Annotated in this window: 26 protein-coding genes; 12 read left to right on the plus strand and 14 right to left on the minus strand. The window is 36.2% G+C overall.

Annotated elements, in window-relative coordinates:
* Window positions 1-133: 133 nt before the first annotated feature.
* Entirely contained in the window at window positions 134-2290 is a 2157-nt protein-coding gene (locus FS608_RS00510; protein ID WP_144547133.1) for a PAS domain S-box protein, read from the minus strand.
* A 294-nt stretch (window positions 2291-2584) separates the two neighbouring features.
* Between FS608_RS00510 and yhfH the strand changes: the two genes are divergently transcribed.
* Window positions 2585-2719 carry a protein YhfH gene (gene yhfH, locus FS608_RS00515; protein ID WP_081825336.1) on the plus strand — a complete coding sequence of 45 codons (135 nt, stop codon included), beginning with the start codon at window positions 2585-2587 and terminating at the stop codon, window positions 2717-2719.
* 145 nt (window positions 2720-2864) lie between these two features.
* Window positions 2865-3038 carry a hypothetical protein gene (locus FS608_RS30010; protein ID WP_186328591.1) on the plus strand — a complete coding sequence of 58 codons (174 nt, stop codon included), beginning with the start codon at window positions 2865-2867 and terminating at the stop codon, window positions 3036-3038.
* Window positions 3039-3095: 57 nt separating this feature from the next.
* Here FS608_RS30010 and FS608_RS00520 read toward each other — a convergent pair whose 3' ends face one another.
* A complete protein-coding gene (locus tag FS608_RS00520; RefSeq protein ID WP_260871546.1) occupies window positions 3096-3314 on the minus strand; it encodes a cold-inducible protein YdjO-related protein in 219 nt (72 codons plus the stop codon).
* A gap of 46 nt (window positions 3315-3360) precedes the next feature.
* On the opposite strand from FS608_RS00520, the gene FS608_RS30015 reads away from it, so the two are divergent.
* Window positions 3361-3501, plus strand: coding sequence for a hypothetical protein (locus FS608_RS30015; protein WP_186328560.1), 141 nt, complete (start codon window positions 3361-3363; stop codon window positions 3499-3501).
* A 46-nt stretch (window positions 3502-3547) separates the two neighbouring features.
* Here the strand turns inward: FS608_RS30015 and FS608_RS00525 are convergent, their stop codons facing one another.
* The 3 genes from FS608_RS00525 to FS608_RS00535 form a co-directional block, all read right to left on the minus strand.
* Window positions 3548-5482: an endonuclease MutS2 gene (locus FS608_RS00525; RefSeq protein WP_144547135.1), complete on the minus strand. Its 1935-nt coding sequence runs from the start codon at window positions 5480-5482 to the stop codon at window positions 3548-3550.
* A 599-nt stretch (window positions 5483-6081) separates the two neighbouring features.
* The gene (locus FS608_RS00530; RefSeq protein ID WP_144547137.1) at window positions 6082-6759 is read right to left on the minus strand and encodes an LrgB family protein; all 678 of its coding nucleotides are present in this window, start codon (window positions 6757-6759) and stop codon (window positions 6082-6084) included.
* On the minus strand, window positions 6743-7135 hold the full coding sequence (locus tag FS608_RS00535) for a CidA/LrgA family protein (protein ID WP_144547139.1): 393 nt from the start codon (window positions 7133-7135) through the stop codon (window positions 6743-6745). The genes FS608_RS00530 and FS608_RS00535 overlap by 17 nt, the downstream gene beginning before the upstream one ends.
* 162 nt (window positions 7136-7297) lie before the next feature.
* On the opposite strand from FS608_RS00535, the gene FS608_RS00540 reads away from it, so the two are divergent.
* Complete coding sequence (locus FS608_RS00540) at window positions 7298-7900, plus strand: SCO family protein (protein WP_144547141.1); 603 nt, start codon at window positions 7298-7300, stop codon at window positions 7898-7900.
* 74 nt (window positions 7901-7974) lie between these two features.
* On the opposite strand, the gene FS608_RS31055 is transcribed toward FS608_RS00540, so the two are convergent.
* Complete coding sequence (locus tag FS608_RS31055; RefSeq protein WP_257148543.1) at window positions 7975-8109, minus strand: hypothetical protein; 135 nt, start codon at window positions 8107-8109, stop codon at window positions 7975-7977.
* A 188-nt stretch (window positions 8110-8297) separates the two neighbouring features.
* Here FS608_RS31055 and FS608_RS00545 point away from each other — a divergent pair, with 188 nt between their 5' ends.
* Window positions 8298-9917, plus strand: coding sequence for an ABC-F family ATP-binding cassette domain-containing protein (locus tag FS608_RS00545; RefSeq protein WP_144547144.1), 1620 nt, complete (start codon window positions 8298-8300; stop codon window positions 9915-9917).
* A 45-nt stretch (window positions 9918-9962) separates the two neighbouring features.
* Here FS608_RS00545 and FS608_RS00550 read toward each other — a convergent pair whose 3' ends face one another.
* Window positions 9963-10094: a YuzL family protein gene (locus tag FS608_RS00550; protein ID WP_144547146.1), complete on the minus strand. Its 132-nt coding sequence runs from the start codon at window positions 10092-10094 to the stop codon at window positions 9963-9965.
* 102 nt (window positions 10095-10196) lie between these two features.
* Here FS608_RS00550 and FS608_RS00555 point away from each other — a divergent pair, with 102 nt between their 5' ends.
* Window positions 10197-10439: a YkuS family protein gene (locus FS608_RS00555; RefSeq protein ID WP_144547148.1), complete on the plus strand. Its 243-nt coding sequence runs from the start codon at window positions 10197-10199 to the stop codon at window positions 10437-10439.
* A 159-nt stretch (window positions 10440-10598) separates the two neighbouring features.
* Here the strand turns inward: FS608_RS00555 and FS608_RS00560 are convergent, their stop codons facing one another.
* Both FS608_RS00560 and mprF read right to left on the minus strand, forming a co-directional pair.
* Complete coding sequence (locus FS608_RS00560) at window positions 10599-11774, minus strand: D-alanyl-D-alanine carboxypeptidase family protein (protein WP_144547150.1); 1176 nt, start codon at window positions 11772-11774, stop codon at window positions 10599-10601.
* 140 nt (window positions 11775-11914) lie between these two features.
* Window positions 11915-14443: a bifunctional lysylphosphatidylglycerol flippase/synthetase MprF gene (gene mprF, locus FS608_RS00565; protein ID WP_260871547.1), complete on the minus strand. Its 2529-nt coding sequence runs from the start codon at window positions 14441-14443 to the stop codon at window positions 11915-11917.
* Window positions 14444-14730: 287 nt separating this feature from the next.
* Here mprF and FS608_RS00570 point away from each other — a divergent pair, with 287 nt between their 5' ends.
* From FS608_RS00570 to FS608_RS00590, 5 genes are all read left to right on the plus strand, one after another.
* Window positions 14731-15183 carry a cupredoxin domain-containing protein gene (locus FS608_RS00570; RefSeq protein WP_144547155.1) on the plus strand — a complete coding sequence of 151 codons (453 nt, stop codon included), beginning with the start codon at window positions 14731-14733 and terminating at the stop codon, window positions 15181-15183.
* 331 nt (window positions 15184-15514) lie between these two features.
* The gene (pflB, locus tag FS608_RS00575) at window positions 15515-17740 is read left to right on the plus strand and encodes a formate C-acetyltransferase (protein WP_144547157.1); all 2226 of its coding nucleotides are present in this window, start codon (window positions 15515-15517) and stop codon (window positions 17738-17740) included.
* A 58-nt stretch (window positions 17741-17798) separates the two neighbouring features.
* Window positions 17799-18551, plus strand: coding sequence for a pyruvate formate-lyase-activating protein (gene pflA, locus FS608_RS00580; RefSeq protein ID WP_144547159.1), 753 nt, complete (start codon window positions 17799-17801; stop codon window positions 18549-18551).
* 496 nt (window positions 18552-19047) lie between these two features.
* Window positions 19048-19842 carry a membrane protein insertase YidC gene (gene yidC / locus FS608_RS00585; protein WP_144547161.1) on the plus strand — a complete coding sequence of 265 codons (795 nt, stop codon included), beginning with the start codon at window positions 19048-19050 and terminating at the stop codon, window positions 19840-19842.
* A gap of 107 nt (window positions 19843-19949) precedes the next feature.
* Entirely contained in the window at window positions 19950-20525 is a 576-nt protein-coding gene (locus FS608_RS00590) for a YhcN/YlaJ family sporulation lipoprotein (protein ID WP_144547163.1), read from the plus strand.
* 43 nt (window positions 20526-20568) lie between these two features.
* Here FS608_RS00590 and FS608_RS00595 read toward each other — a convergent pair whose 3' ends face one another.
* Both FS608_RS00595 and FS608_RS00600 read right to left on the minus strand, forming a co-directional pair.
* Entirely contained in the window at window positions 20569-21159 is a 591-nt protein-coding gene (locus FS608_RS00595) for a GNAT family N-acetyltransferase (protein ID WP_144547165.1), read from the minus strand.
* 58 nt (window positions 21160-21217) lie between these two features.
* Window positions 21218-21421: a DUF6501 family protein gene (locus tag FS608_RS00600; protein WP_144547167.1), complete on the minus strand. Its 204-nt coding sequence runs from the start codon at window positions 21419-21421 to the stop codon at window positions 21218-21220.
* Window positions 21422-21620: 199 nt separating this feature from the next.
* On the opposite strand from FS608_RS00600, the gene sda reads away from it, so the two are divergent.
* Complete coding sequence (sda, locus tag FS608_RS00605; protein WP_026563762.1) at window positions 21621-21755, plus strand: sporulation histidine kinase inhibitor Sda; 135 nt, start codon at window positions 21621-21623, stop codon at window positions 21753-21755.
* Between the two features lie 40 nt (window positions 21756-21795).
* Here sda and mnmH read toward each other — a convergent pair whose 3' ends face one another.
* From mnmH to trpB, 3 genes are all read right to left on the minus strand, one after another.
* Window positions 21796-22884 carry a tRNA 2-selenouridine(34) synthase MnmH gene (mnmH, locus tag FS608_RS00610; protein ID WP_144547169.1) on the minus strand — a complete coding sequence of 363 codons (1089 nt, stop codon included), beginning with the start codon at window positions 22882-22884 and terminating at the stop codon, window positions 21796-21798.
* 181 nt (window positions 22885-23065) lie between these two features.
* Window positions 23066-23851: a tryptophan synthase subunit alpha gene (gene trpA, locus FS608_RS00615; protein WP_144547171.1), complete on the minus strand. Its 786-nt coding sequence runs from the start codon at window positions 23849-23851 to the stop codon at window positions 23066-23068.
* Between the two features lie 3 nt (window positions 23852-23854).
* On the minus strand, window positions 23855-25054 hold the full coding sequence (gene trpB, locus FS608_RS00620) for a tryptophan synthase subunit beta (RefSeq protein WP_144547173.1): 1200 nt from the start codon (window positions 25052-25054) through the stop codon (window positions 23855-23857).
* Window positions 25055-25058: the final 4 nt, after the last annotated feature.

Consider the following 25058-nt stretch of genomic DNA (forward strand, 5'->3'; position numbering starts at 1 on the left):
TATAAAAACATCTGTAACTATATAATAATAATAATAATCTATTTATTTTAATTGTAGATTCATTTTTCACAATATATGTGTCTATTTTTCGACAAATTGAGTAATAAAAAAACGGGAGAATTTCTCCCGTTTTTTAAGCAGTTTTGGCAGGCAATAAGATATTAAAGGTGGTACCTTTATTTGGTTCGCTTTCTACAAAGACCTTCCCATTATGACTTTCAATGATTTTGAAGCTCACCATCAATCCTAAGCCATTCCCGTTCTTCTTAGTTGTGTAAAAGGGTTCGCCAAGTTTCTTTAATTTCTCTTTAGAAATACCCACACCTGTATCTTGAATAGAAATTTGAACATTATTATCGTGGATGATTGTTTTAACATGAAGTTCTCCACCGTTTGGCATAGCTTCAATTCCATTTTTGATGAAATTTAAAAATACCTGCTTTAAACGGTTTTCATCACATTCAATTTGAATAATCTCCTGATTACAATCAAAAGTTAAACGTACATTTTTCTTTCGGGCTTCAAATTCAAGTAATGAAATAACATTTTTTATCACTGGTACGACATTCTTTTCTTCTAATTCAACTTCCTTTGGTTTTGCTAATACCATAAAGTCCTCAACAATAGTATTAACTCGCTCAATTTCATCGAGAATAATGCTCAAAAACTCGATCCGCTCCGGGTCCTTTTCATCTAGCTGTAAAAATTCCGCGTATCCTTTCATTGAAGTGAGTGGATTACGGATTTCGTGGGCAACACCCGCAGCTAATTGACCAACCGCAGCCAATTTATCCTGCCGATGCAGGACTTCCTCTGTTTTCTTCCGTTCGGTTATGTCATTCCGGATGGCAAGATATTGGTATGGCCTGCCCTGATCATTTAAAAAAGGAACAATCGTGGTATCAACCCAATAATAGGTGCCATCCTTTGCTTTATTTCTTATTTCACCCTTCCACACATTTCCAGAACCAATTGTCTTCCAAAGATCTTTGAAAAATTCTTTTGAATGGAAACCTGAATTTAAAATATTGTGATCTCTGCCAAGAATTTCTTCTCGACTGTATTTTGAAATCTCACAGAATTTTTCATTGACACTTGTGATAACTCCTTTTGCATCCGTAAATGCAACAATCGAGGATTGATCAAGAGCAAATTTAATATCAATATTCTCTTTAATGGTTTCCTTCAGATGACCTTCTGCCTTTTTTCTGTCCGATATATCAGAGCGAATCGCAATATATTGGACAGGCTTTCCTTTTTTATTTAAAAATGGCACTATCGTGGTATCAACCCAATAAAATGACCCATCCTTCGCTTTATTGCGGATTTCTCCCCGCCAAATCTTTCCTGATTGAATCGTGGACCATAAATCCTTGAAAAATTCTTTTGAATGGTAACCAGAATTTAAAATCCGATGATTCTGACCGATAATTTCTTCCTTTGTATACTTGGAAATCTCTTCAAATTTATCATTAACAAAAATGATATTTCCTTTAGGGTCTGTTATAGCAACAATGGTCGAGGCATCGAGAGCTGCTTTAATGTCCTTCAGGTTTGTATCAGATGTTACTAATTGTTTACTAATTAACGTACTTGATACAATTAGCCCTCCAATAATTAAAATAGATAAGAATAATACCAAATAAATAAAAAAGGGACTAGCTGCACTTGACCCATTCAGCCTTTCATTGAAAGACGTGACTAAAGCTCTCCTCAATAGAAAATGACCTTCAATAATGGCTAACGACATAATAATCGCACTAATTGGCTTTAACCAAACCTGGTTATTTCGAGTAAAACTTTTTGAAGAAAAAATAATCCATAAAGAAAATAAAAAGGAAGCAAAGATTAAAAATCCTGAAAAAAGAAGCAATATTACATGATATTTAATAACAACATTCATGGCATATAAACCGATTAGATGGATTGCAAAAACGGCCATCGTTAGAAATAAACTACTTAAGATTAAATGATAAAACGTCATTCGTTTTCCTAATAAAGACAGGAAGGCCATTCCTGAAAATGCTATACCGATAATTATTGAAAGAATCGTAAGTGGAATATGATAACTGGCAAACCTGTTTGTATCTACGGATATGAGCCCAATAAAATTCATAATCCAAATCCCGATGCCAATTGAAAATGTGCCACCCAGAAACAGATGCGGCTTATTTTTTTCTGTAGACTTTATTAATGTAAACATATCTAATGCTGTATATGATGCCATGATGGTCAAACCAATGGCAATTACGATGAAATACGGCTGAAAAGTACCGATCATTGCATTCATTTACCAGCATCCCCCCATATCTAATACTTTTCTACTATGATTGTAATGGAAAGAGAATTGTTATGGAAGTATAAAATTCTCAGATACGTCGATTTCCTATTATTTTAACCTACATAAAACCAGTCCATGAAGAATAAAAAAACCAAATGAACATTTATGTGATAAAAGACTTATATTTTAAAAAAAAGGCTAATTTTTTTAAAAAAAGTCTACACATTTTAATTTATTTCGTCTATACTGTACTATAACAAGAACGATATTAATAAACTGTATTAATAAAGGAGGAGTTTTATTATGTTAATTAGTCCAGTTGAGTTTTTCCGTACTTTACCAAAGAAGCAATGTTCAGAATGTGGTCAGCACATGGAGGAACAAGCAGAAAGCTATTTTATGGAATGTGAAAAATGTTTAGCAAAAAAAGAAGAATAGCTTGAAAAAACTCTCCGCTTTGGAGAGTTTTTTTCTTATTTCAAATGTCATGTGATGATTATTAAATTTTTACCTTTTAGGAGAGATTTAGGAAGGCATAATCCTTTTTCTTGATGTAAAACCTTTACATAAGGAGATGATATGCATGGCTAAAAAGGCCGATTCCCATAGTTACCGAACTAGAAACATTATAAAAGAGACTGTTATTAATAATACGAAAACAGTTTCAGGGGATTCCGTAGATGAGCTTAGAAATCTAGAAGAAGCAAATACCTTAATTAGCGGAGATGAAATCCAACAGCAAAATGAAAATTTATAGAAGGAAAAGAAAAAGACTGTCAATAATCCATGACAGTCTTTAGTGAATAGTGTTTTCTTAAATTTGCGGAAGTTCTCTCATTTCTTGAAGCATTTCATTGCCACACATTGGGCATAGTAAGTCATCTGCAACGAAGTCCTTTCTCATCCACCCAATACAGGCTTCGGCTATGCATGAATAGATTTCAGTATTAACCAGGACCGTTTCAATTTCTTCTTCTTTAGCTCTTTTACCGTAAAAAATGGGAACCGCCTCCTTTTTTATTAGTATGCACAAAAAAGTGGGTTTTCATTTCCAGAATTCTTTAGGAGTTGTTAAAAAGATGTTCAATCAAAAAAGATATACAAAAGTGGGAACCGATATTGACGAAGTAAAACAGTTAAATAAACAATCTGGCTTGAGCTATAATGAAGTAAAGAAATTACTTGCGGAAAGATATCTTGCTGCAATTAAAAAGGAATAGAAGAAGACTAACCCTCAAGCCATTGGGCTTGAGGGTTTGATTTTTGTTAATGATTTCCCTCTTTATGGTCAATTGTTATATTTTCCTGATGTCCTTTTGAGAGCAGTTTATCTTTTTTACGGTTTTCTTTGGATTGAAAAATTATATCGAAATCGTAATCACCAGGATATAATTCTTTTGCTGCGATATATAAAGTAATTCTTTTGTGGTTGATTGTTTGCTTTTCCCCTTTTATTTGCACGACATAGTTTCCTAGAGGGTCCGGACCTGTAAAGATAATCCCAAACTCATTTGCAGGTGAAATTTTCACATTGTCTCCCTGTTGGAAGAGAGGGATTTTTACCTCCATTTTCGTTCTTTTGGTCACATCCTTATACTTATTAATAATCACCTGTTTTTCCAATTCCTTTAGCTTCCAGACATCTGTTACATCTGTTGTATATTGCTTTTCTTCTTTATAGGTAATGATATGAGCCCTTTCAAGAATTCTCGGATGTATTCCCAGTTTTAAAGCAATTGCAAAGGCCTGACTCTCTCCTCCTCTTCCAATGTGTAAACGATAGGTCGGACTTAAGCTGGTTAAATCAAACTCCATCGATCCATTAATAAATCCAGGATGTGTTTCAGCAAAAACTTTAATTTCACTGTAATGGGTTGTTGCCAGGATCGTTGCCCCCTTTTCATACAAAGTTTCTAAAATAGCTGTAGCGAGCCCCATTCCTTCACCAGGGTCGGTGCCTGAACCTAATTCATCTAATAAGACCAAGGTGCGATGCTGGGTTTCTTTTAATATTTCAATAATATTAACAATCCGTGAGCTAAACGTACTAAGATTTTCAGTAATACTTTGCCCATCCCCAATATCGACTAGAATGCGCTCAAATATATTCAGACTACTTTCTGGTGCAGCCGGAATATGAAGACCACATTGGACCATTAAGGCTAAGAGACCCACCGTTTTAATCGTTACAGTTTTGCCGCCTGTATTTGGTCCGGTAATGACTAATGCATGCTGTTCATTACTTAAAGTAAAGGAAAGAGGGACAGCTTTTTCCCCTAAAAGCGGGTGTTTTGCAGAAATTAAATTTAACTCACCAGATTCGTTTACACTTACCTTTGAGCCGTTGATCGAGCGTCCATACTTTGCTTTTGCAAATAAAAAATCGTAATGAACCATCGTTTCAATCGCAATACGAATTTGCTGCTCCTTTTCTTCAACCAATCCCGTTAAATAATTTAAAACCCTTTGAACTTCGACCTCTTCATCCCCGAATAACCAATTTAATTGGTCTTGAAACATCGCAATCTCTTCAGGTTCCATAAAAAGAGTTGAACCAGAAGCAGAAGTATCTAAGACCACTCCCTTTATTTTGTTCCGATATTCTTTTTTAATAGGGATCACATAGCGGCCATTTCGCTGACTGACTACATTCTCCTGTAAATAATTTTTATATTTATTGGAGCGAATCAACTGAAGTGTTTTTTCTTTTAGCCTTTCCTCTTGAATCGCTATTTGTTTCCTCAATTTTAATAACTCTTTACTAGCATAATCATCAACTCGGCCATTTCGGATACAGCGGATAATCTCACCCGCAAGTTCCGGCAATTCATCAATTCCATCGACGTAAAAAGATACTCTTGGGGCATAGTATACTTTATCTTTCATATATCTGCGCATTTTCCCACAGCAATCCAAAAAATCATAAAGCTTAGCCAGCTGGTCAGCCCTAAGTACAACTCCTTTATTCATGTTATTTAACAATGCATCCATCCCATCCAAACCATGAACAGGAACACTAGCACTCTTTTTTAAAATCTCGACAGCCTCAGACACTTCTTCAAGCCATGCTTCAATTTGCTTCAAATTGGTCGATGGTGTCAGGCACTCGATTTTTGCCTTCCCTTCTTTCGTTAAGGCAAAATTTGCAATGGTTTCTTTGATTTGCTGAAATTCCAACGTATTAAAAGTATGTGAATTCACTTTATTAACCTCCTAAATAATTGACTATGGTGATAATTGTTGATATTGCCATTATGTTGATTGGAGCGGAAGGCGCGAAGACTCCTGCGGGAGTACGGGGCAGGTGAGACCCCGCAGGCGCTAAAAGCGCCGAGGAGGCTCACCGCAACGCCCGCGGAAAGCGAAGCGCCTGGAGCGGAAATCAACAACCTAGTTAAACAAAAATAAAAATAGCCGCAATGAACAATGTCATTGCGGCTACATGAAATAAACTCATTCATTCATCCTACATACAAAAATATTTACCCAAAATAAAAACTGTCTACACGGATGTACACAGCTACATTGGTAAAGATGTATGCTAATGATGCCCATTGTTCTTAACTCCATTCCTAAACATAACTAAATAAGCCCTAAATCAAGTAAAATTTGAAAAGGGGAATTAGGAATGAACATATCCAATTGATTGGATTAGTTAAGAACGACACCTAACATAAAACATACTCCTTTAAACACCTAAGTTTTTAGAAAAGTTTAATTCTTATTAAGAATATAATAAATGGGAACACTTGTCAATTTCTTCATTTTATAGAATATGCAAATAAAAATGCATTGTTCCTCTATAGTAAGAATGGAATGATATAAGGAATGACAAACGATATTAACAATGCTGCGATACCCATGGCGGCGCCGGCAACGGCTCCCTGGATTTCCCCTTCTCTGACAGCTTCAGCCGTACCAATGCCATGAGCGATTGTCCCGATTGATAAGCCACGAGCAAACGGGTGATCAATTTTAAACAGATTCAAGAGCCTTGGCCCAAACATTGCACCAATCATTCCAGTAATTATCACAAAAGCAGCGATGAGAGAAACATTACCCTTTATTATTTTGCCAACTTCCGTTGCAACTGGAACAGTTACTGACTTAATCGTTAATGGCAGTAGTAACATTTTTGAAAGAAAGAAGCATTTAGCAATAATGAGGGCGGATAAAATCGTTGTAATTGTCCCTATTAATAACCCTGCACATGCCGCAGCCAAATATTGAGCTAATAAGGTCCGATTCTTATAAATCGGGACAGCTAATGCAACCGTTGCAGGTCCGAGCAGATAAGTCATAATTTTTTTAGCAGGCGTATATTCATGATATGTAATATGTGAACCTACTAACAGAACAATAATAATTAATGTGCTTAAAAATACAGGGCTAGTAAGGGGCGATGAATATCTTTGCCCAAATTTCCGTGAAAATATATAGACAGTAATCGTTAGAAAAATACTATACACTGTGATCATGATAATTCACTTTTACCTTTTCTTTTTTCATTATTACAGATTGTGTTGCTTTACCCGCCGATATGAGTCCAATAAAGGCACTAATAATCAAGACAATTAAAATGAGGAGGCCCTTATTTAGAAAGATAGGTCCCAATGTCATTAAGCCAACTGCTATTGGTATGAAAAAAAAGCTTAAATGCTTTAATAGCCATGTTGCTGCCAAGTCTATTTGTTCCACTTTGATAACACGGGTCCAGAGTAGAATTAACAAGAGAAGAATACCAATTACATTTCCAGGAACTTGTAAATGAAAAAAACGTACCAATAGACTTCCCGTTTGATAAATTACAATTAAAGTGGCAATTTGAAAAGAAAAAATTAACACTTTTTTCACTAGACTCCCTCCTTTTTTAGAAAATATTTAAATATTCCAAAAATACAATCAATAATACTACAGTATAATGGAACAACATTTTAAATGCACGAAATTTTGTTCACAAATTATCCATATCTTTTTTCAGCTAACTTCTTTATCTTAAATGTAGGAGGGATACATATGAAAAAGATCTATTTAATTTGCGGTCTTGCTGTGTTTATCGGTATTGCAGCAGGAATTTCTTTCTTTCTAATTCGCGATGCAAATGCTAAAATACCTGCAGATGTTACATTGATAGACCAAAATGGTGATTCCTATATCTTTGGTAAGGATAAAACCAAATTAAAACTGGTTGAGTTTATCTATACCCATTGCCCTGATATATGTCCAACCACAACACAAAAGATGATTGACTTGAAAAAAGATTTTGAGAAGGTTGGCGTTTTTGGGAAAGATATTGAGTTTTTAACAATTACCATCGATCCCTATCGTGACACACCAGAGATATTATCAGACTATATGCAAGGATTTGAGATTCAAAATAATGAGGAATGGTTATTCCTAACAGGAGATAAACAAAACATTAAAAGAGACCGGGCAGATATCAAAAAAGTAACCGATGCAATGCAGTTTCAGTTTAAAGATCCTGGCAACGGACAATTCGTACATTCCACATTTACTTTTTTGATAGATGAAAACAATAAATTTATTGACAAGTTTCCAATGGGAGAAGACTTTGACAAACAAGAAGTCTACGATCAAGTAATGGATGAATTAGAGTAACAAAAAAGCGATTAGTCCATTTGGATTAATCGCTTTTTATTTCCTAGATTTTGTCCCTTGCAAATGCTTGTTATTTAGTTCACAGAAGAAGGGTAATTTTTTATTTTCTGCAGTGACAAGAGGTAATTGGATTTTGGTTTGGTTAAGCTCGCTTTAATACCAGCCTTTTTTAACTTGTTAACAAGTTCAGTTAGTTGATTTTTTGTCATCCATCTCACACCTTCTTTTACTTGCTTCTTTACCCAATTCTACAACAAAAATATGAATAAAGTGTGAAATCGGAGAAATTTTTTTAGAAAATTTTTCTTATAAACTTTTTATTGACGAAAAGAATTCGCTCTTCTTCTGTTTTAATGGTATAATCAGTAGATATTTTGTTTTGGAGGATGTTTTAAATATGATTACTGTAAGTAACGTAGGTTTACGATATGGAGACCGAAAATTATTTGAAGATGTAAACATTAAATTTACACCTGGTAACTGCTACGGACTAATCGGTGCCAATGGCGCAGGAAAATCAACTTTTTTAAAAATTCTTTCTGGTGAAATTGAAGCACAATCTGGAACTGTTCAGCTCGGACCTAACGAACGGATGGCTGTGTTAAAACAAAACCATTTCGAATATGAAGAGTATGAAGTATTAAAGACAGTTATTATGGGTCATACGCGCCTGTATGAAGTCATGCAGGAAAAAGACGCAATCTATATGAAGGAAAACTTCACAGATGAAGATGGTATGAAAGCAGCTGAACTAGAAGGAGAATTCGCTGAATTAAACGGATGGGAAGCAGAACCAGAAGCAGCCATTCTCTTGAAAGGTCTAGGGATTGGTGAAGACCTTCATTATAAAACCATGGCGGAATTGACAGGCTCAGAAAAAGTGAAAGTGTTGCTTGCACAGGCACTATTCGGAAGACCTGACGTGTTACTACTGGATGAGCCTACTAACCACCTAGACATCAAAGCCATCCAATGGCTTGAAGAATTCTTAATTAACTTTGAAAATACAGTAATTGTTGTTTCCCACGATCGTCATTTTTTAAATAAAGTTTGTACACATATCGCTGACCTTGACTTCGGTAAAATTCAAATCTATGTTGGCAACTACGATTTTTGGTATGAATCAAGCCAATTAGCATCTAAATTGACTTCTGATGCTAACAAAAAGAAAGAAGAAAAGATTAAGGAATTACAAGCCTTTATTGCGCGTTTTAGTGCAAATGCTTCGAAATCAAAGCAGGCTACTTCTCGGAAGAAGTTACTTGATAAAATTACTCTTGATGATATTAGACCTTCTTCTCGTCGTTATCCATTTGTTGGGTTTACACCAGACCGTGAAATCGGAAATGATTTGTTACGTGTCGAAGGATTAACAAAAACCATTGATGGTGTTAAAGTCCTTGATAATATCAGCTTTTTTGTGAATAAAGGCGATAAAATTGCCCTTGTTGGAACAAATGAACTAGCAAAAACAACACTTTTTAAAATCCTAATGGGTGAAATGGAAGCAGACAGTGGTACCTATAAATGGGGTATCACCACTTCACAAGCTTATTTCCCTAAGGATAACTCCGAGTATTTTGAAAACAGCGACTTAACTCTAGTTGATTGGCTTCGTCAATTCTCACCTAAAGATGACAGCGAAAGCTTTTTACGTGGATTTTTAGGCAGAATGCTTTTCTCTGGTGAAGAGGTTCTTAAAAAGGCAAGTGTCCTTTCCGGAGGAGAAAAGGTTCGCTGCATGCTTTCTAAAATGATGTTAAATGGTGCAAATGTTCTATTATTAGATGAACCAACAAACCATTTAGACTTAGAATCAATTACTGCGTTGAATAACGGATTAATTAATTTTAAGGGTTCATTGCTTTTCGCTTCCCATGACCATCAGTTTATTCAAACCATTGCCAATCGAATTTTTGAATTAACTCCAAATGGCTTAATGGATAAACAAATGAGCTATGATGAATACCTAGAAAATGATGAAATACAGAAACAAGTGGCTGAAATGTATAAATAGTTAATTGGACAAAAGGGGCACCTCGTTTGAGGTGACCCTTTTTCATTAGCTTCTCTTCTGTTTTCTTCTTGATGAAGGTTCTGTTCTAGAACCTGTCTCGGTTGTTGTTGTTCCTTGTCCTTCGACTTGCGGGGAAGCCAAGCCTATTGTTGATGGATCCTTTTTACGTTTTCCCATGTTTGTACACCTCCCCTATTAGTTTTTGGAGGATTAATGCTAGTTATTCCGAATAATTCAGATAAAGTGAGGCAAGATAATCTAGAAGAGGAGGTGTTTTGTATGGCAAAAATTGGTGTAGAACAATCTCTTACACAAGTTCAACAAGTCCTGCGTGAAAAGGGATATGATGTAGTTGAATTAAAGCAGGAGTCGGACGCCCAGAATTGCGATTGTTGTGTTGTTACAGGACTAGATTCCAACGTAATGGGTATGCAGGATACCAGTACAAAGGGTTCAGTTATTGACGCAAACGGTCTATCCGCTGACGAAGTATGTCAACAAGTAGAAAGCAGACTACAATAATTAATCCAAATCTCAAAGACTAAAGGATACACTTTAGTCTTTTTTTGTTTTCATCTATTATTATTATAGAAGGTAGATGTTAGAAGTGAGTATCGGATGAAAAATATCACACAAAAATAAGCCATGATAAGGTCCAACTTATCATGGCTTTTTTATATCCTAAAATTTCCTTGTAAGTTTATTTCTTAAACCAATAATTATCCCTGCTAATGCAATAATTATAACACCATATATGAGATTAATATTGGATAACTGCTTTTCTTGATGTTGCTGTTTATTTTTAGAGGATGTTTCATTTTTTACTTTAACCTTCTCAGGAGCCGGCTCTTTGTATTTAAGTGCAACGAACTGAACTACTTGTCCATTATTATTACTTTTAATCGCAAGTACTCCCTGATTATTTAATACCCTCGTACTCCCTTTGGTGGATTCTGTAATTAAGGTATTCTTTTCCGGGAAGTATTCTTTATTGTCTAATTTATAAATATCACTTTGCAATAGTGTTGCATGTTGAAAGTTTTTAAATCCATAATCAAACAAACTGGCCGTATCATCATATTTATCTCTTGGTAGATCAGAATTTAGAACCACAGCAGTCAGCCTTATTTTCAAATTGGCTGCAGTGGTAGCCAGTGTTTGTTTTGCTTTAACTGTGTATCCTGTTTTCCCTCCGGTTACTCCTGGGTAGGCAAACTCCCCTTTTAGCATGCGGTGGTGGGTTAGAATGTTCGTTTTCCATGATTTCCCCTTCCACTTAAGTACTTTCGTTCCAAAGATTTCTGCAAAGACAGGATTCTTAATGGCATAATTAGTTATGATCCCCATATCCCTCGCCGTGGTATAATGGTTCTTATCAAATAAACCATTGGGATTGATAAAATGGGTGTGATTTACACCTATTGTTGTTTTTAAATAGGTATTCAAATGTACTGCAAACTGTTCGACACTTCCATCTAAGTGTTCTGCAATAGCTACGGCTGCATCATTTCCTGAATTAACTAACATTCCTTCGATCAATTGCTTTAAAGTAATTTTTTCCCCTTCGTCTAAATAAACCCTTGTTCCATCTTGCCTCACAGCATTAGCACTAACAGTAACCAGACTATTCAAATTGCCCTTTTCAATCGCATAAATGGCTGTGGCTATTTTTGTTAGACTAGCAGGGTACATCTTTTTATCTGCATTTTTTTGATACAGAACGGCACCTGTATCAGAATCTAAAAGAATAGCCCCTTTACTTTTTAGGTTAGGTTGCCCATTGTTAGCTGCTAAAGGACTTAAATGGTTCGAAAAAACGAGTAAGATTACGAAGATAAGAGATACTAACTTTTTCATTAAATAACACCCAACTTTTACATTATTTCCTATTAAATCTTAACAGATTGTATTGCAAAATAATAGATTAAATTAGGAAATCGATTGGAAAGTGATTAGAAAAAGAAAACCGGCTGGTATCACACCAACCGGAAATTGGACTAATTTCTTTTTTTCGATATTAGCATAGTAATTTGCGCCATGATTATTGGTAAAGATGATTTTCTTCGATAGGCCAAGTATTTGGGTTCCCAAATATTTGTATATTTTTCTTTAAATTTTCGCAGACCCTGGAAGTGGTAAAAAAAATGGCCATTCAGGAAAATTTGTGCAGCAATTTTTTCGCTTAAAAATGAGAACCTTGACAGTCCTACATTTGCCAATGGGGCCATTCCCATATTAAACCGATCATACCCTTTTTCTTTTGCCCAATCAAATAAGCTCAAGAAAAGAAAATCAACTGCACCTGATGCGGCTTCTGGTTTAAACCTCATTAAATCAACGGAAATTGTTTGATAATCATCATATACATGCATAATGCTCATAAAACCAAGAATCTGCTGATGTTCATTTCTTACAATCGCAATTGGCGCCTTGTTTAAATAATCCTCAGAAAAGAAACCTAGTGAAAAACCTTTTTCCTCTCTTCCTTGCAGCCATTCATTTGATATCTCTCTTAATTCTTCTAAAAGGTCTATTGAATGTGGAGGGGTGATGATCTCATAAGAATAATCAGCACGAACAAATTTATTTCGTAATGCTCGCAACCCTTTCATTTTGGACCCTGCTAAGGAGAAGTATTTCAGGTCAACAAATGCTTCCTCACCTAACTTAAAAAAAGCAAAGCCATGCCCATGTAGATATGGAAGCATATCATCACTTACTTGATAAAAAACGGGCGTATAACCATGTAAATCAGCAATCTCCTGAAATTCCTCTATTGCATTTGATATTTCGTCTTTTTCCCCAATGGGATCTCCAAGAATGACCAGTTTGTCTGCAAATTGCTGAAAGGAAATTAATACATTTTTTTTACTGTTCCAAAATATGAATTTATCATGTAAAAAAATTAAATGTGATAACACCTTCCCTTGATACTTCGATAAATGGTCAACAATATCTTTTTCATGGTTTGCAGATCTCTTTAAAATCCAACTTTTCGGCAGACTGATTAAATATCCAAACATAATAATGAATAGCGCGATAACAAGCCCAATTGCTGCACTCATAAATAAATCGTGATAATCAACTATCACATAGGGCAAAAGTTTAGGTGGTATTTCTATTTTAGAAATCGGTAAATTCAGATAACCAATCACGAGATACATTGAAGTGATCACAAGAATAATCATTATATCAAAAATCGTTTTACCCCAAGTTAACACATAACTCTCTCGATAAAATTGACCTTTTGACATCCGGAGCAACAAAGCGACAATAATTAAAAAGATCGCTTCTTCATAATCAATTCCTTTAAAGATAGAGAACAGTGCGGCCAATATTAAAGCGAACATCGTTAGCTCGTAGGCTCTCTTTACGCTATATTCAATTCCCCGAGATAAACCTAATAATAAAAACCCAGCTGCAACAGATAATTGGTGCGATACATTAATAATTGGAAAGGATAAAAGTTCTTGTGCAACCTTCAACCGGGACATAATTCCAGGCACACTAGCTGATAACAGTAGGATTAAACCAGAAAGGAAAACCAGCATGGTTAAAATGACATGGCTTAATCTTTGAACCACGGCTTTAGGAAGATCATTCCAAGTTTGATTCCACTTTTTCCAATAAAGCTTAACAAAGAAAACAAGGCTAATAAAAAATGGGAGAAAGTAATAGCCAATCCGATAAAATAGTAATAATACAAGTACCTTTTCTTCAGGGATATGTAAATCTTGCATTCCCCAAATAAATACCAAATCAAACGAACCTAATCCGCCTGGGATCATGCTAATGATACCCGCACATGCAGCTACAATATAGACAGGAAAAAGATTTGCTGCAGAGATAGAAATTCCTAAAGTCCAGCATAAAATCCAAATGGCTAAAAATACTGCAAACCATTCGATTATGGATATCATAATTAGCTTCAAGGTGCTATTGGCACTAACTAGAGATGAACTTCCTTTTTTGGACTTTATTATATGTAATATTAAAAATAGTGGTAAATATAAACCAACACCCACCACTGCAAAATAGAGCCATTTTGTGTCAACAAACAACGGGAAGTTACGAAAATTGTTTGTGACGATCCATGATAGCACTGAAATACCAGTTAAATAAAATAATGATACGGATGCAATAACCCCTAAAAGTTTACGTTTATCCGGTTCGTGCTTATGAAAGAAATACGTCCTTAACATTGCCCCGATTATTCCACCAAAGCCAATTAAATTTGAAAACGAATTAGCAATAAATGATTGTTCTAATAAATCTCTGGTTGGAACTTTTAATTTTAATATTCGTACTAATACCACATCGTAAAGCAACATGGGTAAGACAGCTATAAAGGTGATGAATAATATAAATAGAAGATGCACCATATCAAGCTGACTTAGTTCTTCCTTAAGTAAGTGCATATTTATGTTTTGAGTAAATTTTTTGATTTCAATAATTGCAAAGATTAACAGTAACAACGGAAAAATAAATTTTAGCGTCTTTAATATTCTTTCTTTTCTAATCCCCAACAAGCTAACCACCTAATTATTTGCGAATTAATTAGCAACATCTAATTTACATAGAAACACATTTCCTGTTTTTACTATAAACTTTTCTAATAGAAAAACAAAGAAAAATTATCTCACTCAATAGGGAGTACTACTTATTCTAGACACTTTTATTTATGTTCAACCATTTTTGAATGTATAAATGTTAACCAAAACAAAACAACTCAAAATGTTGCAAAAAAATAGACAAGTTTTCTCCCCCACTTAGCATAAGAATAAAGTAGGACAAATTTACGAGGGGGTACGAAATGAAATTTTTAGTCTTTAAAAAGGAAACACTCCTTTTCTTTGTTGCAATAGGGGTTGTACTTTTCTCCTTGTCAGCCTGGTTCATGTTAAAAGCTGGGGATATAACTGTTTTTAATCAGCAGAACTCGAAAGATATCCGTGAAATTCACATGGTTACTGCAGAATTCAGTACGAAAATGAAAAATGGAGAAGAAATGGAAGCTTATCGCTGGGATCCTGGGACAGTATTTTTAGAGAAAGGTGAAAAAGTAAGGTTATTTATTAGCGGAATAAACGGTGAAGAACACCCCTTTTATATAGAAGGAACTAAAATAAAAGGGACCGTTAAAAAAGGCGAAGAAACAGTTGTTCCCTTACAATTCGAAAAAGAAGGTACGTATCGGTTAATTTGTGAAGTCCATTCCGATCGCTCACATAATGGTCCAATGATTGCTTATATAGTAGTAGATTAAAACAGGAGATCCTTCTCCTGTTTTTTCGTGCGAAAAGAACTGCTGTTTCACTTTTTTCACTATTGACACCTTATTATTATTAAATTCTTCATATATAACAGTTTCACAATTCATCCAAATAATTATAGTACAGATTCAAATCCGAATCTAAAAACCATTATTTACAATCTGAAAACAGTGCTAATTATCCCCATTAAATAAGACTTCACAAAACGTTAACAATTAGTACTAATATACGCGCCTTTTTTCACAATAAATCTGTTACACTCGATTTATAGAAAGAACAACCAAACTGTTATATTGTTTTATAAAAAATATGAGGTGATTAATAATGGAACAATGGACTGGATTTACTAGCGGTGCTTGGTCAAAAGAAGTTAACGTTCGCGATTTTATCCTTAATAACTATACTCCTTTCGAAGGAAATGATTCATTTTTAGCAGGACCTACAGATGCAACCACTAAACTTTGGGCACAGGTAATGGAATTAACCAAACAAGAGCGTGAAAAGGGCGGCGTATTAGATATGGACACAGAAACCGTATCTACGATTACTTCCCATGGACCTGGTTACCTTAACGAAGACCTTGAAAAAATTGTTGGGGTACAAACCGATAAACCGTTTAATCGTTCAATGCAGCCATTTGGTGGGATCCGTATGGCGAAAGCAGCTTGTGAAGCTTATGGTTACCAATTAAACCCTGAAATTGAAAAAATCTTTACTGATTTCCGTAAAACTCACAATCAAGGTGTTTTCGATGCCTATACAGATGAAATGATGCTTGCTCGTAAAGCTGCAATTATTACTGGTCTTCCTGATGCTTATGGCCGCGGCCGTATTATTGGGGATTATCGCCGCGTTGCTCTCTACGGTGTTGATTTCTTAATCAAAGAAAAGCAAAAGGACCAAAAGAACACAAGCAAAGTAATGACTGAAGACAATATGCGCCTTCGTGAAGAACTTGCTGAACAAATTCGTGCTTTAAAAGAATTAAAAGAAATGGCAAACAGCTATGGATTTGATATTAGTCAACCAGCTAAAAATACTGCTGAAGCATTCCAATTCGTGTACTTTGGATACTTAGCAGCGATTAAGGAACAAAACGGTGCGGCAATGAGCCTTGGCCGCGTGTCAACATTCTTAGATATTTACGTTGAAAGAGATTTACAAAACGGAACAATTACGGAAGAAGAAGTACAAGAAATAGTTGACCATTTTATTATGAAGCTTCGTCTTGTAAAATTTGCCCGTACACCAGACTATAATGAATTATTCAGTGGAGACCCTACTTGGGTAACAGAATCAATCGGCGGTATGGCAAATGATGGTCGTTCCCTTGTTACGAAAAACTCATTCCGCTTCCTGCATACATTGGATAACTTGGGTGCTGCACCAGAACCAAACTTAACAGTTTTATGGTCACCACAGTTACCTGAAAACTTTAAGAAATATTGTGCGAAAATGTCCATCAAAACTAGCTCGATTCAATATGAAAACGACGATATTATGCGCCCAGAATATGGCGATGACTATGGAATTGCTTGCTGTGTATCAGCTATGGAAATTGGTAAGCAAATGCAGTTCTTTGGTGCCCGTGCCAACCTTGCAAAAGCACTTCTATACGCTATTAACGGCGGCGTAGATGAAAAATTAAAAATTCAAGTGGGACCACAATATCAGCCAATTACATCTGAAGTATTAAACTATGAAGAAGTAATGCAAAAATTCGATCTTGTAATGGAATGGCTTGCTGGTCTTTATATCAACACCTTAAATGTCATTCACTATATGCATGATAAATACAGTTATGAAAGAATTGAAATGGCGTTGCATGATACGAAGATTCTACGGACAATGGCTACTGGTATTGCAGGCCTATCCGTTGTTGCTGATTCACTAAGCGCTATTAAATACGGAGAAGTTAAAGTAATCCGTGATGAAAATGGTCTTGCAATTGATTTCGAAACAACTGGCGATTTCCCTAAATACGGAAACAACGATGACCGAGTCGATGCGATTGCTGTAGAAGTACTTAAAACCTTTATGAAAAAGCTTCGTCAGCACCAAACTTACCGTGATTCTGTTCACACACTATCTATCTTAACGATTACATCTAACGTAGTCTACGGAAAGAAAACCGGTAATACACCTGATGGACGTCGTATGGGAGAACCATTTGCACCAGGCGCTAACCCAATGCACGGCCGTGACACAAAAGGAACACTAGCTTCACTATCTTCGGTTGCGAAGCTTCCATACAACTATGCGATGGATGGAATTTCAAATACCTTCTCAATCGTACCTAACGCATTAGGTAAAGAAGAAGAAAGCCAAACTCGTAACCTTGTATCTATTCTAGATGGATATGCTATTAAATCAGGTCATCACTTAAATGTTAACGTCTTTAATCGCGAAACATTAATTGATGCAATGGAACACCCAGAGCTTTACCCACAATTAACAATCCGTGTTTCTGGATATGCAGTTAACTTCATTAAATTAACAAAAGAACAACAGTTGGACGTTATTAATCGAACATTCCACGAATCACTATAATTAAATCAACTGGGGCCCTTTTATTGGGATTCCTGATAAACTAAGGGGGATCATCATCATGAACGGAAATATTCATTCAATCGAAACATTAGGTACAGTCGACGGACCAGGTATCCGCTATGTTATTTTTACACAAGGCTGCCTATTGCGGTGCCAGTTTTGCCATAATGCTGATACATGGGAAATTGGCACCGGTAAAGAAATGACCGTTTCCGAAATCATGGATGAACTTATGTCCTATCTGCCTTTCATTCAGTCTTCTGGCGGTGGAATTACAGTGAGCGGTGGTGAACCATTGCTGCAAATCCCCTTCCTAACAGAATTGTTTAAGGAATGTAAAAAGAAAGGGATTCATACGACCATTGATTCTTCCGGTGGCTGCTTCTCTCATTCAAAGCTTTTTGTTGACCAGTTAGAGGAGCTGCTCCAGTATACTAACTTAATCCTATTGGATTTGAAACATATTAACCGGAAAAAACATATTCAATTAACAGGAATGGCCAATGACCATATTCTTGAATTTGCAACATTCTTATCCGACCATCACGTTCCTATCTGGGTTCGCCACGTGCTCGTCCCTACGGTAACAGATGATCCTGAAGATTTAACAAAGCTTGGTGAATTCATCGGAACACTTAAAAACGTCCAAAAGATTGAAATTCTTCCCTACCACAAACTTGGTGTTTATAAATGGGAAGCACTCGGACATGAATATCAACTCCATTCAGTTGAGCCACCCACAGAAGAAAACGTGGAGTTTGCCTTTAAGAAAATAACTGCACACTGGAATGCACCAATCCAAAAACACTGATTCAATCGAATCAGTGTTTTTAGATAATGGGCATAATTTGGCCACTTTGATACTTCCTCTATTGGCTAATAAGTAAATATCTTCATAAACTGGCATTTTGGCAAGTATTAAATTGATTCTTTACCCTATCTCCTATATACTCATATCATTGACATTTAAGTGAGGTGATAATATTTGTTTCAATTGCTTATCGACAGTTCAGATATAAATGCCCTTAACGCTCTTTATGTAAGTATATTTTTAGGAATTGCTTTAAAATTATTATGGGCATGGAGTGTGGAATATTCTTTTGTTGGTTCCTTATCTGATCCGGCAAGGACAAATATTATTCACCCATTGGTACTTTATCTTAAGAAAAGTTGTTTAAATGGCAGCTTTATTCTGAAAAGAATTGTTATATATTTTCGTAGAAAAGAATATTCACAGGATGATTCTGAAGAACCTGTTTCCTCCCTTTTTTCTTAATAAATATTTATAAACCATTCTAGGAGGAAATATGAAAAACAAACAATCATCTTTCATTATTGTCACATTGTTAGCTTTAACGACTTTATTATTATCTGCATGTTCATCTCAAGCACAAAATGGAAACAACAATAGTGGATTTTTCCATACTTATTTTGTCGAACCTTTTTCAACTTTTATCCATTATTTAGCGGAACTATTTAATGGAAACTATGGTTTGTCCATTATTCTTGTAACGTTGATTATCAGGCTTGCCTTAATGCCGCTTATGTTAAGGCAGTATAAAAATCAAATGGCCATGAAGGAAAAAATGGATGTGTTAAAGCCTGAAATGGATGTCATTCAGACTAAAATGAAAACCGAAAAGGATCCAAAGAAAAAGCAGGAACTTCAAGCAGAAATGATGGGGCTTTATAAAAAGCATGGGGTTAATCCATTAAATATGGGTTGTTTACCATTGCTCATCCAAATGCCTATTCTAACTGGTTTCTATTATGCGATTCGTGGTTCAGAAGAGATAAAAACCCATGAGTTTTTATGGTTCAGTCTAGGAAATCCTGACATCATTATCACGATTATTGCTGGGGTTATTTACTACTTCCAGTTTAAAGTTTCCCAGTCGAATATGCCTTCCGCACAGGCAGACCAAATGAAATATATGGGTTTACTCTCCCCATTAATGATTGTTATGTTTTCATTCAACGCACCAGCAGCCCTTCCCCTTTATTGGGTAGTCGGCGGTACGTTCCTGATTATTCAAACAATGATTAGCAAAAGTCTTTATCAAACAAATAAAACACCGAAAGTTCAAGTCAAACAAAAATAGTCTGATTGAAAAAGAAGCGTCCTTGGATGCTTCTTTTTTTTGGATAGATTTTTACAATTATGGCAACCTAATTTTGTAGTATTCAGATAAAGGAGTGATATGACAACATGAAAATCAACTTATTCATCATTGCTTCCCTTATTCCAATTCTTTATTTAACTGGTTGCGCTAATAATGATATGAAAAATGAAGTTTCTACAGGGCAACGAAATGCAAGTGACATAACCCGTGTAAATTATAATCCCCATCAAGTCGGACCTGCGATTTCGAGCGCTGATACCAGTGATCCCGAATTAGACCGCATGAGAAAACATAATACTAGAAATAACGTACGTAATAACAATCAAACCAAAACAAGACTAGCGGATAGGGCAATGGATAAAGTAATCAACTTATCCGAAGTCGATGATGCAGTTATTATTGTAAATGATAATAATGCTTATGTTGCTGCTAAATTGGACCGTTCATCACGGAATGAGTTGACCTCAAATATTAAAAATAAGATTGCACGCGCAGTCAAATCCGTTGATGAAAACATTGATAACGTTTATATTTCAGTTAACCCTGATTTTTATGACCAGATGAATACGTATTCCAGAGATATTCGAAATGGACGACCTGTTGCAGGCTTCATGGACGAGTTTTCTGATATTATCCGTCGAGTCTTCCCAAATGCAAAATAGTCAATATAAATAAAATGCCTGGCACATAAGCCTGGCATTTTTATTATCTTTGCAACTGAACTTTTAATTGGGTGCTTATGTCTTCCCATTCATCACGAAGGATACTAAAAAATACCGTATCCCTTACGTACCCATCAGAAATTTTCCGATCTTTCCGTAATATGCCTTCTTTAACGGCACCGATTCTAGCAATCGCCTTTTGGGATCTTATATTTCGAGAGTCCGTTTTTAATTGGACTCGTGTAAGGTTCCAAACATTAAATGCATGGCTTAATAAAAGAAATTTACATTCAGTATTTACTTTAGTCCTCCATACAGCCGGGTGATACCATGTCGAGCCAATTTCCGCACTATTATGGTTTGGGAGTATATCTAAGAATCGTGTGCTTCCAATGATATGATTATTGTTGTCTACAACCGTAAAGGTATAATCTGTTCCATGTTCACGTGCTTTGATGGCAGCGTTTATCATTTGTTCCATATCATCTTTTGAGCGAATTTTTGTTGCCATATACGTCCATATTTCTTCTGGTTCAGCAGCTTCCCACAAACCGTCTAAGTGGTCCATACTGACAGGAATTAATTTTACCGTTTCCCCTTGTAACGAAAATAAATCGTTCCATAATTTAGCCATAATCATTCCCCCTGTTCAAAAAGAAAAGACTGCGGGCTATGCTCCCACAGTCCTCCTATTATGCATTCTGAAAATATTCCTTGTAAAAGCCGCCTACTTTTCCTGTATTATCAACAATGTAATAAAATTCTTCAGTCTCATTTTTTACATCATAGACTTTACCAGCTGTTAAAGCATTATTGACAAGATATTTTTTGGCATCTGTATGAACGCATTTTATTTTTTTGATTGTTTCCCGATCACGCCATGATAGATGAATCATTGGAGCACACTTCCTTTCGTTCTTTGTCCCACTCCTAGTATAATCAAAATGGCTGGTGGTGCGCAACAAAATCAATGTATTAAGAAATTGTGAAGTATTTTAAAATTTTATTAATTTTGGGTTCTCAAATGACCAAAAAAACATTACAATTATAAAAACTGAATATTCAATCCATTTTCTTGAGGAGGCATTCATAAGTATGAAAATTATGAGTAATGAGCAATTGGTTGTTTCGTATCGGGATGCATTAAAATCTGACAAGGAAAAAGAATGGATTAAGATTTTAAAAGACGAAATCAAACGCCGTGGCCTAAGACCATTTAAAAACCGTTAACTCGAAAAAACCGCTGAAAGGATTCAGCGGTTTTTCAATTTCATCCCATTTTCATTTCATTACTTGTTAACTCATTAGGATAAAAAGATAATTCAGTAAGTTTTCCTGCAATCTTGTCAGCCGCATCCACCGGATTATCAGCAAAGATCTCAAAGAAATCCCCTTCATACTCTAGTTTCGCATGGTCATAACGCGGATCATAATAGTGTTCAAGTAAAAGGTGAATCATATCCGGGTAATTTCGATCGGATAACGCTTGGATGAGTGAATTTCTGATGTCAATTGCTTTAATACGCCTTAACACCTTTTCAATCCCATCAGAAATCTTATCAAAATACCATGGTTCATTCTGGTAAGGAAGGACATATCCCGCCACAAGATGTGTTACCCTTTGTTCAATCGGGGTATTTAGGTTGATATTTATCCCTCTCATCTTTTTATCCATTAGTTCCTCGGTTTGGACGGCTTTTCCGATTCTTTTGCTTTCTGCTTCCACGAGAAAGTATTCAGCACCCTTTATTTCGGTAAGCCCTTTAAACAATAATGAGTCAAATGTTTTTTGATTATGACCATCCCCTAGCCCGATCGTTCCGAATATCGAACCACGATGCCCTGCCATCTCTTCAAGGTCTAAAATTGGATAACCTCTTTTTTTCAAGACCTTTAAGACCTCGGTTTTCCCAACCCCTGTTAGTCCATGAAGGACAACAGCTTTGCCAGGAAGCATTGTTGGTAACTGTTCAAGAATAAAGTGGCGGTACTCTTTATATCCACCTACTAGCCTACTAGCATAAATACCTGCAAACTCGAGAAACGTGACTACAGCTTTACTTCTCATCCCACCTCGCCAACAATGGATAATCAGCTCGGTATCGTTTGAAATGGTATTCTTTATCGTGTGCAATAGGTCAGGAATTTTAGGGGAAACAATTTCCATCGCCTTCCATTTAGCAACTGCAGGTCCTTCTTGTTTATAAATTGTCCCGATTACTTGCCGTTCATCATCAGTGAATAATGGTACATTAATCGCTCCTGGAATAGCGCCATCATTAAACTCAATTGGCGAGCGTATGTCAATGATTACCGGGTTCTTTATCGTGAAGAGTTCTTCGACCGTCATTTCTTTCATATCATCTACGCTCCTTAAAAAATACTCTTTTTGAATAAATCAAATATCTATTAGAAAACAAACAAAACTTCCACAACGGGAAGTTTCGAGAAAAGTTAACTAGTGTAAATTAGGTTTTCCTACGTACCTATTATACAGGAAACATCCCTTGCATTCAAGGCGAGACAGTTATGCTGTGTGCTTATACCATTTTGGATATTGGTTTAAAAACAGACATTAACTTTTCCATCTCAACCAGTTTTCCATTATGAAATTGATCGACAATTTTGCTGCCAACTATAACTCCATCACAGTACTTTGTTAAGTCTGCTATCTGTTCTTGGCTTGAAATGCCGAATCCAGCCAAGACAGGGATTGGACTTTGAGCTTTTACATTCTGTAAGAATTGATTCAATTCCGAATCATATTCATTTCTCACACCTGTAATCCCCTTAATTGTTACCGTGTATAAAAATCCCTTGCCCTTATTTGCAATGGTCTTGATTCGCTCAATAGGTGTTGTGAGCGTGACAAGTCGAATTAATTCTATTTCAGCCTCTTCTAGCAGCGATGTAATAATTCCTTCTTCTTCTATCGGTAAATCGGGAATAATACACCCGTCTACACCTGCATTCCCAATATCTTGGACAAATTCATTGATCCCATAGCGATAAATTGGATTTAAATAAGTCATAAGGATGATTGGAGCATTAATTTCCTTTCGTGCCTTTCCTAGTTCTGTAATAATGCCTTTTAGAGTTGTACCATTTCCAAGTGCTCTAATTCCTGCCTGCTGGATGGTTGGTCCATCGGCCACTGGATCCGAAAATGGAACCCCCACTTCAATAGCCGTTGCACCAAATTTCTCTAATAATTTAAGGCGGTCAACTAAACATTCCAGCCCGCCATCTCCTGCCATGATGTATGGAACAAACGCTTTTGTATTATTCTCTTTCAATGCTGCAAAAGTTTTTTCAAAACGGTTCATTTCTTATCTCTCCTCTCCTAAACGTGTTTTCACCGTATCTACATCTTTATCACCGCGCCCTGATAAGCACACTACAATTTTTTTGGATTCGTCCATTTCTGCTGCCAGCTTAACTGCGAAAGCAATGGCATGTGCACTCTCAAGGGCTGGGATGATTCCTTCCAGTCTAGATAAAAGCTGAAAAGCGTCTAGTGCCTCTTTATCGGTAATCGAATGATATTTTGCACGACCAATGTCATGTAAATAGCTATGCTCCGGTCCGATACCAGGATAATCTAATCCGGCCGAGATAGAATGTGCTTCTTGAACTTGACCATCTTGGTCTTGCAAAAGATACATGAGTGCTCCATGTAATACCCCTGGACTTCCCTTAGTTAAGGAGGCTGCATGGTACTTTGTATCAACACCCTGTCCAGCTGCTTCTACACCATAGAGACTAACCTCTTCATCTTCGATAAAAGGATAGAACATCCCCATTGCATTGCTCCCGCCGCCAATGCAGGCTACCACGGCATCTGGAAGTGTCCCTTCGCTTAATTGGAATTGGTGTTTTGTTTCCTTACCAATCACACTTTGGAAATCCCTGACCATCTGTGGAAATGGATGCGGCCCCATTACCGAACCCAATAAATAGTGAGTATCATCAACATTTTCTACCCAGTATCTTAACGCCTCATTTACTGCATCTTTCAATGTGGCGCTCCCAGAGGTAACACTTACAACCTTTGCACCCAGCAATTCCATTCTAAAAACATTAAGGGCCTGCCTTTTGATGTCCTCTTCACCCATGAACACGATACAATCAAGATTTAGTAAAGCACAAACGGTCGCAGTTGCTACACCGTGCTGGCCAGCTCCCGTTTCAGCAACGATTTTTTTCTTGCCCATACGTACGGCTAATAGTGCTTGCCCAATAGCATTATTAATTTTATGGGCACCTGTATGGTTTAAATCTTCTCTTTTAAGAAAAATCTTAGCTCCTCCGGCATGTCTTGTAAGATTATTTGCATAATACAATGGCGTTTCTCTACCAACATAGTTTTTTAATAACTCTTGAATTTCCACTTGAAAGGAAGGATCCTTTTTCGCGCTTTCATATGCTTCACCAAGCTCAATTACTGCTTTCATCAATGTCTCAGGGACAAATCTTCCTCCGAAAATGCCGAAGTGGCCTTTCTCATTCGGTAATGTATAAGTGTTCATTCCC

This window comes from Bacillus sp. X1(2014), from assembly GCF_007678255.1.